At 35.5% G+C, this 9,252-nt stretch carries 11 protein-coding genes; 6 read left to right on the top strand and 5 right to left on the bottom strand.

What is annotated here, in order from left to right:
* Nucleotides 1-170 precede the first annotated feature (170 nt).
* The 3 genes from RLO81_RS13890 to RLO81_RS13880 are packed head-to-tail and all read right to left on the bottom strand — an operon-like array spanning nucleotide 171 to nucleotide 1,620.
* A complete protein-coding gene (locus RLO81_RS13890) occupies nucleotides 171-767 on the bottom strand; it encodes a superoxide dismutase family protein (RefSeq protein WP_350112705.1) in 597 nt (198 codons plus the stop codon).
* 57 nt (nucleotides 768-824) lie between these two features.
* Nucleotides 825-1,457, bottom strand: coding sequence for an inorganic pyrophosphatase (locus RLO81_RS13885; RefSeq protein WP_350112702.1), 633 nt, complete (start codon nucleotides 1,455-1,457; stop codon nucleotides 825-827).
* 16 nt (nucleotides 1,458-1,473) lie between these two features.
* Nucleotides 1,474-1,620, bottom strand: coding sequence for a hypothetical protein (locus tag RLO81_RS13880; RefSeq protein WP_350112699.1), 147 nt, complete (start codon nucleotides 1,618-1,620; stop codon nucleotides 1,474-1,476).
* 185 nt (nucleotides 1,621-1,805) lie between these two features.
* On the opposite strand from RLO81_RS13880, the gene RLO81_RS13875 reads away from it, so the two are divergent.
* Nucleotides 1,806-2,372, top strand: a complete 567-nt coding sequence (locus RLO81_RS13875) for a hypothetical protein (protein ID WP_350112696.1) — start codon at nucleotides 1,806-1,808, stop codon at nucleotides 2,370-2,372.
* Between the two features lie 67 nt (nucleotides 2,373-2,439).
* Here the strand turns inward: RLO81_RS13875 and RLO81_RS13870 are convergent, their stop codons facing one another.
* Nucleotides 2,440-3,309, bottom strand: coding sequence for a sigma-70 family RNA polymerase sigma factor (locus RLO81_RS13870; protein ID WP_155184428.1), 870 nt, complete (start codon nucleotides 3,307-3,309; stop codon nucleotides 2,440-2,442).
* A gap of 243 nt (nucleotides 3,310-3,552) precedes the next feature.
* Between RLO81_RS13870 and RLO81_RS13865 the strand changes: the two genes are divergently transcribed.
* The 5 genes from RLO81_RS13865 to RLO81_RS13845 all read left to right on the top strand — a co-directional run bounded on the left by RLO81_RS13865 (nucleotide 3,553) and on the right by RLO81_RS13845 (nucleotide 7,772).
* Nucleotides 3,553-4,515 carry a tetratricopeptide repeat protein gene (locus tag RLO81_RS13865; protein WP_350112693.1) on the top strand — a complete coding sequence of 321 codons (963 nt, stop codon included), beginning with the start codon at nucleotides 3,553-3,555 and terminating at the stop codon, nucleotides 4,513-4,515.
* Between the two features lie 59 nt (nucleotides 4,516-4,574).
* The gene (locus RLO81_RS13860; RefSeq protein WP_350112690.1) at nucleotides 4,575-5,393 is read left to right on the top strand and encodes a prohibitin family protein; all 819 of its coding nucleotides are present in this window, start codon (nucleotides 4,575-4,577) and stop codon (nucleotides 5,391-5,393) included.
* Nucleotides 5,394-5,474: 81 nt separating this feature from the next.
* Nucleotides 5,475-6,761, top strand: a complete 1,287-nt coding sequence (locus RLO81_RS13855; protein ID WP_350112687.1) for a citrate synthase — start codon at nucleotides 5,475-5,477, stop codon at nucleotides 6,759-6,761.
* A gap of 59 nt (nucleotides 6,762-6,820) precedes the next feature.
* Nucleotides 6,821-7,072, top strand: a complete 252-nt coding sequence (locus RLO81_RS13850; protein WP_350112684.1) for an acyl-CoA-binding protein — start codon at nucleotides 6,821-6,823, stop codon at nucleotides 7,070-7,072.
* Nucleotide 7,073: 1 nt separating this feature from the next.
* The gene (locus tag RLO81_RS13845; protein ID WP_350112681.1) at nucleotides 7,074-7,772 is read left to right on the top strand and encodes a 16S rRNA (uracil(1498)-N(3))-methyltransferase; all 699 of its coding nucleotides are present in this window, start codon (nucleotides 7,074-7,076) and stop codon (nucleotides 7,770-7,772) included.
* Between the two features lie 12 nt (nucleotides 7,773-7,784).
* Here the strand turns inward: RLO81_RS13845 and RLO81_RS13840 are convergent.
* A partial coding sequence (locus RLO81_RS13840; RefSeq protein ID WP_350112678.1) for a T9SS type A sorting domain-containing protein occupies nucleotides 7,785-9,252 on the bottom strand: 1,468 nt, incomplete at its 5' end.

Here is a 9,252-nt window from a genome sequence, read left to right as displayed (position 1 = left end):
AATGCGCAACAATTAAGCGCAAACCGGGACTGGTTAATAAATATCTGTAAAGAATTTGAATTTAATTTTACTGATCGCCTTCATATCCACCTATATGGTGATAAGCGTGGGGTATAAAAAACCCCGACATTCAAGTCAGGGTTCAAATTAGATTAAGGGCGATAAATCCCTTACATTTTTTCAGTAACAACACCACAGCCTACCCTAGCGCCAGCAGCACCAGAAGGTTGTGATGTAAAGTCATCAGCGCTGGCATGAATTATTATCGCTTTGCCTATCACATTTGTGCTGTCCGCACCACCTACCGACCATCCCTTAACAGACATTGATAGACTACCTGTGCTATCCTCACCAACAACAATATTGTCGATGTCACCGGCATGAAACATTTGAGTTTCGCCACGTTTTCCATGATCAACATCTGCAGGATTCCAGTGACCACCAGCAGATGTAGCGTCAGGCGCACTGCAATCTCCGTTTACATGTAAATGAATGGCGTGGGTTCCTGGTGCAGCACCAGAAACTGACAATTCAAAAGTTACTGTTCCGTCTCCATTATCTGTAAATTTAGCTTCGCCACTTAATGTACTTCCACTCGCACTAGATATGGCAGCCATCGCCACTGGCTTAACTTCCTCTGCCTTCTCCATTCCCATTTCTTCAGAATTTGTTGCTTCATCTTCAGATGCTTCCTCTTGTTTGGTTCCGCTACATGATACTAAAACTATTAAAGTTGTAACTGTTAAATACTTGCTTATAAATTTCATATTTTCTTTCATTTGTTGGTTTACTTCTATTTTAATGATTTTGATTTTTAATATCAACTATGAGACACTAAAGTGTTCATCATAATCCTTGACACTTCTATTGATTACATCATATGCTTCTTCCTGCCCATATAAATGCGTTATTTCAGTTTTTTTTATTGTTGACTCCCCTGGCATTTGCTTATAAGTTAAAAAATAATGCTTTAGTCTATTGATCAGGCTGTCAGGACAATCCTCTATAGTCTTCCAATGGCCAAATACTTCATCCCCTTTTAAAATAGCAATAATCTTATCATCTGCTTCACCGCCATCAATCATCCTAAACCCACCTATGGGTAATGCAGGAACTATTATATTTCCATGGTTAATATTTCGCTCTGTCAGAACACAAATGTCCACCGGATCCTTATCACCTACAATGGTAGCATTACCAGTTTTCTGTTGACATAATTCAGCTACATGTTCGGCACTATAAGTTTGTGGTATAAAGCCATAGAGGGCTGGAACTATGTTCGAGAATTTTTGAGGCCGATCTACTTTAATGAATCCTGTGGTTTTATCAATTTCATATTTAACGGAATCGAAAGGAGTCATTTCAATAAAAGCATTGACTACTACAGGACTTTCTGAACCAATATTGATACCGTGCCAAGGATGAGGCAGATATGACTTAACATGAATTTTACTCATGCTTGAAGTTAATCTTTTAAGTCATTACATCCACTACCACTTTTAAGATAATGGTGCACAAACCTACAATTATTGATGCTAGTAGCAGAATAGGAATAATAGCAAAAGCCATCGGAAAAGTTAAAATGCTATACTTGTCAAATTTAAAACCTATTCTGGGCATAGTACAAATTTTTAAGTTCTATTGATGAAATTAAATATAAACGTATTTTTTGAAAACTAACCTAATAAAAGCAACTTTTAACGAAATAATTGTTTGTTTAACGAATAAGCAGAGGTTTTGTTTAATTGATAAATTACAACTTACTAGATTTAACAAGTAACTCTTATGAATATAAAAATAATTTGATGAAATCTTTGTTATTTACAAGCTGCTATTTTTTAATCTTATGCTCATTTTCACAGAGCATTAACGATCGATTTACTAATCTTTTAAACGATAGTGAGACGTTTAAAGATTATAATGTAATTAAAACATACAAACTAAATTCTTTTTGGAGTGAGGTATCCGATAGCATTAGTATGAAAAAGAAAGAAATAGACGTGCTTGTAAGAAACAATGAGGAATTAAATACTCGTTTATCAACAACAGAAGATCAACTGAACAATGCCATATCCAAGATTGAATCACTTGAAAATCAGATTACTACGATCAAAACTTTTGGTATATCAATCGATAAGACTGTCTATAAAGTAATCAATTTTACTACCATTGGTACACTCATTATTATAATAGGACTTATCCTTTTTAGGTTAAAAGATAAGATGCAGTTGGCTAATTCTAAACTTAAGGATTACCATAACCTGGAAGCTAAATTCGAAGATTTTCGTAAAAAATCACTAGAGAATCAAATGAAATTAAGACGCGAGTTGCAAACAGAGAGAAATAAACTTGAAGAGATTAAGTCTATCTAATTAAAATTTATAACATAAAAAAAGGAGCGCAAACGCTCCTTTTTTTATGTTATAATCTTAGGCGCTATTAACTAGCTAAGTATGGAATAAGAAGTTCATTTTTAGGGTTTTTAGAAAGTTTTCTAAGTGCCTTTTCCTTAATTTGCCTCACCCTTTCTCGTGTTAAACCCAAATTTTCACCTATATCTTCTAAAGATAAACTTGGCTCTTCACTCAATCCAAAATACTGATTAATAACAACTCTTTCTCTTTCAGTTAAAGTAGATAACAATCTACCAACCTCCCGCTTTAAAGAATCCTTATAAACGATGTTATCAACCTCATTACTATCTTCATCTTCCATCACATCCAGTAATGAACTACCTTCATCTTCTGAAAATGGTTTATCAATGGATACTTGTTTTGTTTGTGATCTAACTGTTGTTCTAACCTCATCAATTGTCATTTCTAACAATTCGGCTAGTTCCTCGTCTGTAGGCTCTCTTTCAAACTTTTGCTCAAGTAATGAAGATGCCTGATCAATTTTTGATAATGCACCAATTTTATTTGATGGTATTCTTACAATTCTGGAATGTTCTGCTAATGCCTGAATAATCGATTGTCTAATCCACCATACGGCATAAGAAATGAACTTAAATCCTCTTTTTTCATCAAATCTTTTGGCTGCTTTAACAAGACCTAAGTTTCCTTCATTAATTAAATCGTTCAAAGGAATTTTGTTTGAATAATGGTACTGTTTAGCAACAGATACCACGAATCTCAAGTTAGCCTTTACTAATTTCTCCAAAGCGGCATCATCACCCTCTCTGATTCTTTGAGCTAAATCAACTTCCTCTTCAGGAGTTAACAACTCATCTTTTGAAATTTCATTAAAGTACTTTTCGAGCGTTCTACTATCACGGTTTGTGATAGACTGCGTAATCTTAAGTTGTCTCATTCTTGTTATTTACTGATAATTATTTCCTGTTTCCCAATCTATACGAACAAATAATACGCTAAAATGTTCCCTATTGTTATTCTTTATAAATATTTTTGGAAAGATTTGTTCAAATTCTTTCCCCGACATTTCCACAGGACAGCCTTAATTGCTGGTAATTGGGAAATTTCGCATGATACAAAAAATATCTGATATGGGTAAGAATTATTTAGTTTTATTTGCTACTATCTGTCTAGACATCAAGTGAACGTTAAAAAAATCAGTAAAGTTTTAGTTTCGCCATTTTTTTTATTAGTTATTTTCGTTTTTGGATTTTTCAAAGTTGCAACATGCCAAGTTAACGATACTGACTCGGCAGAAGATCTTTACAACCGAGGTTACCGTTATTTATCGGCTGACAAAGAAAAGGCCATAGACCTTCTTACACAAAGTATTAAAAAAGATTCAACCTTAGCCAATGCATATTATCATCGAGGTATTACCTACTTCAAGTTGGGTGAATTTGAAAAGGCACTATCAGATTTTAACAAAACGTATGAACTAAGCCCTGACCTATCAATTATTTATATGTATAAAGGCTTTGCTCAAAGAAATATGGGTAACATTAGTAAAGCAGTAGAATCATTCTCAAACTACATTTCTCTAAACCCAACAGATACTTCTGCTTATTCATATATACTTCGTGGAAAAATGAAATATGAGCTTGGTGATTTTAATGGTGCAGTAAATGACTATAACATGGCTACTAAGCTTAAACCATTTGAGGAGAAATATAACTACTACAAATTTGTGGCTTTTAAGGAAGCTGGCTATTACAAAGAGGCGCTAAAAAGCGTAAACAACTTAATTGAAGTCAATCCCGATTTTTATGGTTACTATTTTTACAAAGGCAATGTATTTCAGAATCTTAATTATTACGATTCGGCTGTTTACATGTATAACATTGCGATTATAAAGAACTATCAAAACCCAGATAGTTACTTTTACCGAGCACAGTCCTATGAAAAACTGGAGAAATATAATAAAGCACTAGAAGATTATAATACAGCCATCGCCCTAAATAATACAGATGGTTCTTTTTATTCTAAGCGAGGCAATTGTAAATATTTAATGGGTAATAAAGATGAGGCCTGTGAAGATTGGGATGTAGCTGGGTCCCTTGGTTATTATGAAGACTTCGACAAAGTTAAAAGCGTTTGTAACTAGTCTTTGCTTTCTAGTGTTAACTTAAGGAGATTTGCAATTTATAAGAAAAACTAAAAATCATGGATAATAGAAAATTTTTACCTTTCATAATTATTGGAGTTGTTGGACTCTTTATTCTTTTTGGGCTCTCGTCAAGTATCTTTTATACAATTGAAGCTGGTGAACGAGCCGTAATATTTAAGAAGTTTCAAGGCGGATTGGACAAAGACAATGTAATTCCGCAGGGCTTTGGAATGAAAGCACCATGGAATGATATTTATGTTTATGATGTAAAGGAAAGCTCTGTAGAAGAAAAGATGGACGTACTTGATAAGAACGGATTGAGTATTAATGTAGACGTTACACTTCGTTTCCACCCTATTTATGATGAAGTAGGATATCTGCACGAAAACTTTGGAACTGGTTATGTAAACACGTTAGTAATACCAGAAGTAAGATCAGCCGTGCGACAGGTAATGGGACGGTTCACCGCTGAAGAAATCTATTCTACCAAAAGAAGTGAAGTAGAAACGATGATAAAAACTGAAACTGAGAGAAGCTTAATGCAAAACAACTGCCAGATGAAAGCGTTATTAATTCGATCTATCAATTTACCGGATCAAATTAGAGCAGCTATTGAAAACAAGTTGAAACAAGAGCAAGAGGCTTTGGCGTATCAGTTTAGATTAGATAAGGAAAAAAGTGAGGCAGAAAGAAAAAGAATTGCTGCTGATGGTGAAGCAATTGCCAACAAAATTATTAACAGTAGTTTAACTCCGGAGTTATTAAAGATGAGAGGTATTGAAGCTACACTGGAATTAGCAAAATCACCAAACAGCAAGGTAGTAGTAGTTGGTAGCGGAAAAGACGGTATGCCATTGATATTAGGCAATAATTAGTATGCATACCGAGCTTTTATTTGACTTGATTTTTGTTTAATTTCACGAACATTTTGATTAACCCTTAAACGAAGAATAAATATGTCTAAAACGGCTGAGATAAAATACGAAGGAAAATCTTACGAACTTCCGGTAGTAGAAGGCACAGAAAAAGAAATAGGTATTGACATCGGTAAGTTACGTGGCGAATCAGGATTAATTACAATTGATCCAGGTTTTAAAAACACAGGATCCACTACCAGTGCCATCACATATCTTGACGGTGAAAAAGGTATATTGCGTTACAGGGGTTATTCAATTGAAGAACTCGCAGAAAAATCTACTTTTCTAGAAGTATCTTACCTTCTTATCTATGGAGAACTACCGACAGCTGCTCAACTAACAGATTTTCAGAATCAAATAAAAGTTCATACGTTGGTGCATGAAGATATTAAGAAGATATTGGAAGGTTTTCCTTCTAATTCTCATCCAATGGGTGTATTATCTTCTTTAGTTACTTCTCTGACTGCGTTTTATCCTGAATCATTAGATCCTAATAGATCAGCAGACAAAGTTAATTTGAGTATCATTCGGATTTTAGCCAAAATGCCCACTTTTGCAGCATGGGCTTATAAAAACGAGGTAGGTCACCCTGTAAATTATCCCGACAATAGCTTAAATTATTGTAGTAATTTTCTAAAGATGATGTTTGCACTACCAGCAGCACCTTATGAGGTTGATCCAGTAATAGCAAATGCATTAGATAAACTATTAATTCTCCATGCAGATCATGAGCAAAACTGTTCTACCTCCACTGTACGAGTTGTAGGTTCTTCACAAGCAAGTTTATATGCTTCTATTTCTGCTGGAATTAATGCATTGTGGGGGCCACTTCACGGTGGAGCCAACTCTGCAGTGATTAATATGCTTGAAAACATCAAGAAAGATGGTGGAGATACCAAGAAATGGATGGCAAAAGCGAAAGACAAAGATGATCCATTCCGTTTGATGGGCTTCGGACACAGAGTATACAAGAACTTTGATCCTAGAGCAAGAATTATCAAAAAGGCCGCTGATGACGTGCTTGATAAGCTAGGTGTAAATGATCCAATTTTAGATATTGCCAAGGGTCTGGAAGAAGTTGCATTAAATGATGATTACTTCGTAGAAAGAAAGTTATATCCTAACGTAGATTTCTATTCAGGTATTATTTACAGAGCACTGGGTATTCCTGTTGATATGTTTACTGTAATGTTCGCTCTAGGAAGGTTACCTGGATGGATTGCACAGTGGAAAGAAATGCGTGAAAACAATGAGCCAATAGGAAGGCCGAGACAAATCTATGTAGGCGAGAATTTGAGATCCTATGTTGATATGAAAAACAGATAATTAGAATAAATCATTACTAAGCCAGGAGGAAGCTTCTGGCTTTTTTAATTTATACAAATATGAATTTCGAAGAAGCAGTTAGTAAATCCAAAGAATTACCTCAAAGGCCATCAAACGAAGAGTTATTGAAGTTATATGCATTATACAAGCAAGCTACCGAAGGCGACAATAACGAAGAACGGCCTGGTGGGTTTGATTTTAAAGCAATAGCCAAACATGATGCATGGGCAGAGCTGAAAGGAAAGTCAAATGATGAGTCAAAAACAGAATATGTGGCACTTGTTGAAAACCTGATTAATAAATACTCATAAAGTGCAGCTCTTTTACGAGCCTCTTGCTAACAATAACTCATTCGTCTTAAATAAAGAAGAGGCATTACATTGTCTGAAAGTACTCCGTAAAAAAAAAGGTGATCACATTACCGTCATTGATGGTAAAGGTAACTTTTTTCAGTGTTCAATTGCAAAAGACAACATTAAAGATTGTCAGCTTGAAGTTATTAGTGTAGAGGGAACTTGCCCACCAGAAAGGCATATACACATTGCCATCAGTCCAACAAAAAACCTGGATCGCATAGAGTGGTTTGTTGAAAAAGCCATTGAAATTGGCGTTTCTGAAATAAGTTTTATCGTTACTCAAAACTCTGAGCGAAGGCACATTAAACTTGATCGGCTTTTGAAAAAAGCAGTGAGTGCAATGAAGCAGTCATTAAAAGCAACTTTACCTGTTATGAATGACTTAGTCCCTATTTCAACATTCATTAATGAACAAAAGCTAGATTCTACGGCTACTTTAATCGCCTATGTAGATGACGCTAATCCGCTTCTAATTCAAAATGCAATAACTAATAGTGAAAAAGTGCTGGTGCTCATTGGGCCAGAAGGCGATTTTACTTCGGAAGAACTAGAATTGGCACTAACTTCAGGCTATCAAAAAGTAAGTTTAGGAAAAAGCCGTCTCCGAACGGAGACGGCTGGTATTGTTGCTATTACTATTCTTAATAACGTATAGAACTACAACGAATTATTTTGTAATAATCAATCTCTTTGTAATTGATTTATCCAATTGTTCTAATCTAATGATATAAATACCCTGATTAAGCTGTTCTGTAGGTTGTACCTTTATATCATCATAAAGTTCAGAAGAACTATACTCGTTACTAAAGACTTTCTTGCCAAATAAATCAAACAACTCTAACCTTACTGGAACATCTTGATTAGCCGTTACCCGTACATTAATATTATACTCTGATGTAGGATTGGGAAATACATTAAATAATAAGGTGAAGTTCTTAGGAATATATTCAACCAATACAATCTTATTTTCAATGGTAACCTGCCCATCAAAATCTACTTGTTTCAGTCTGTAATAATTGTTGCCTGCTATCGGTTTAGTATCCAGATAGTCATATTCAATTTGTCTGGCGGTGTTGCCACTTCCTTGAATTAATGCAATCGTCTCATAGTCCATACCATTGGCAGACCTTTGAAGCTCAAAATAGTCGTTATTTATTTCAGTTGAAGTCTTCCATTTTATTAGCACAGTTTCATCAGTTAACATTCCTTCAAAAGAAACCAGTGTAACTGGAAGTGGATTATTAGCTGTTGTAGAACCTAGGGTAAATATTTGCTCGCTAAAGCTATTGCTGTTTACTGCTACAAACCTACCAGAAGAAGATGAATGCCCTGATGAGAAACTGGTTCCGTCCAGGTTATCCCAAGAGCTAATAGCATCATTCCAAATCATAACCTCAAGTTCCTCTCGTTCGGCTAATACAGAAGAAACATCACTTGCTGAGCCCCAGCTCAACCCTACTCTGGCAGTGACTCCAGACGGTGCCCCGTTGCCATCCGAAATTTTCCAATATTCACCTGAGCTTATTGTTTGGATACTTGAATTTGTTGGTGTTAGATTATCAACTAGTGGGTCGGACGTTGGGTCGCCTTCAAAATATTCTGCTTCCCATGTTAGGCCGCTTGCAGAAACGTTGTTGACTGATGCCGGTCTCCAGTTGGTCTCGCTTCCAATTGGGAAGTTAAACGAACCTCCAGACGAAATTACTCTTGATACACGGCCATTAACATATGACATAGAACTACCATATTGTGTTGGTAATACCGTTGTACTAGAACCCAAATTAAGTAGCCCCCCATCTATATTTTCTACTCCATTAGCAAAATTAACTAAAGAATTTATAGTTGAATTTCCTCCTGTAAAATTGAACCCAGATGGATTCAAAAATAAAACTCTATGGAACGCATTGGCACCTGAAAAATCACCATTAATTGTCTGAAGGGTTGAACCTCGAAATTGTATCTGCGCACTCCCTGAGCCTCCTGAAAAACTTCCTCCTTCAAAATTGAAATCCCCATTTATTCGTATGACTCCACCTGAACCCACATCAAATAATCCATCACGAACTGTTATTAACCCTCCAATAATATCCAAACCCCCGTTATCCCCCATATATGAACCACCATCAACTGTTACT

The organism is Fulvivirga sp., assembly GCF_040220315.1.
Classification (GTDB): Bacteria; Bacteroidota; Bacteroidia; order Cytophagales; family Cyclobacteriaceae; genus Fulvivirga.
The sequence above is the reverse complement of the archived record's forward strand: the minus strand, read 5'-3'. Positions and strand labels throughout refer to the sequence as shown.

Coding starts and splice junctions, on each gene's coding strand:
- RLO81_RS13890 (WP_350112705.1), bottom strand. CDS start 767: ATGAAATTTATAAGCAAGTATTTAACAGTTACAACTTTAATAGTTTTA.
- RLO81_RS13885 (WP_350112702.1), bottom strand. CDS start 1,457: ATGAGTAAAATTCATGTTAAGTCATATCTGCCTCATCCTTGGCACGGT.
- RLO81_RS13880 (WP_350112699.1), bottom strand. CDS start 1,620: ATGCCCAGAATAGGTTTTAAATTTGACAAGTATAGCATTTTAACTTTT.
- RLO81_RS13875 (WP_350112696.1), top strand. CDS start 1,806: ATGAAATCTTTGTTATTTACAAGCTGCTATTTTTTAATCTTATGCTCA.
- RLO81_RS13870 (WP_155184428.1), bottom strand. CDS start 3,309: ATGAGACAACTTAAGATTACGCAGTCTATCACAAACCGTGATAGTAGA.
- RLO81_RS13860 (WP_350112690.1), top strand. CDS start 4,575: ATGGATAATAGAAAATTTTTACCTTTCATAATTATTGGAGTTGTTGGA.
- RLO81_RS13855 (WP_350112687.1), top strand. CDS start 5,475: ATGTCTAAAACGGCTGAGATAAAATACGAAGGAAAATCTTACGAACTT.
- RLO81_RS13850 (WP_350112684.1), top strand. CDS start 6,821: ATGAATTTCGAAGAAGCAGTTAGTAAATCCAAAGAATTACCTCAAAGG.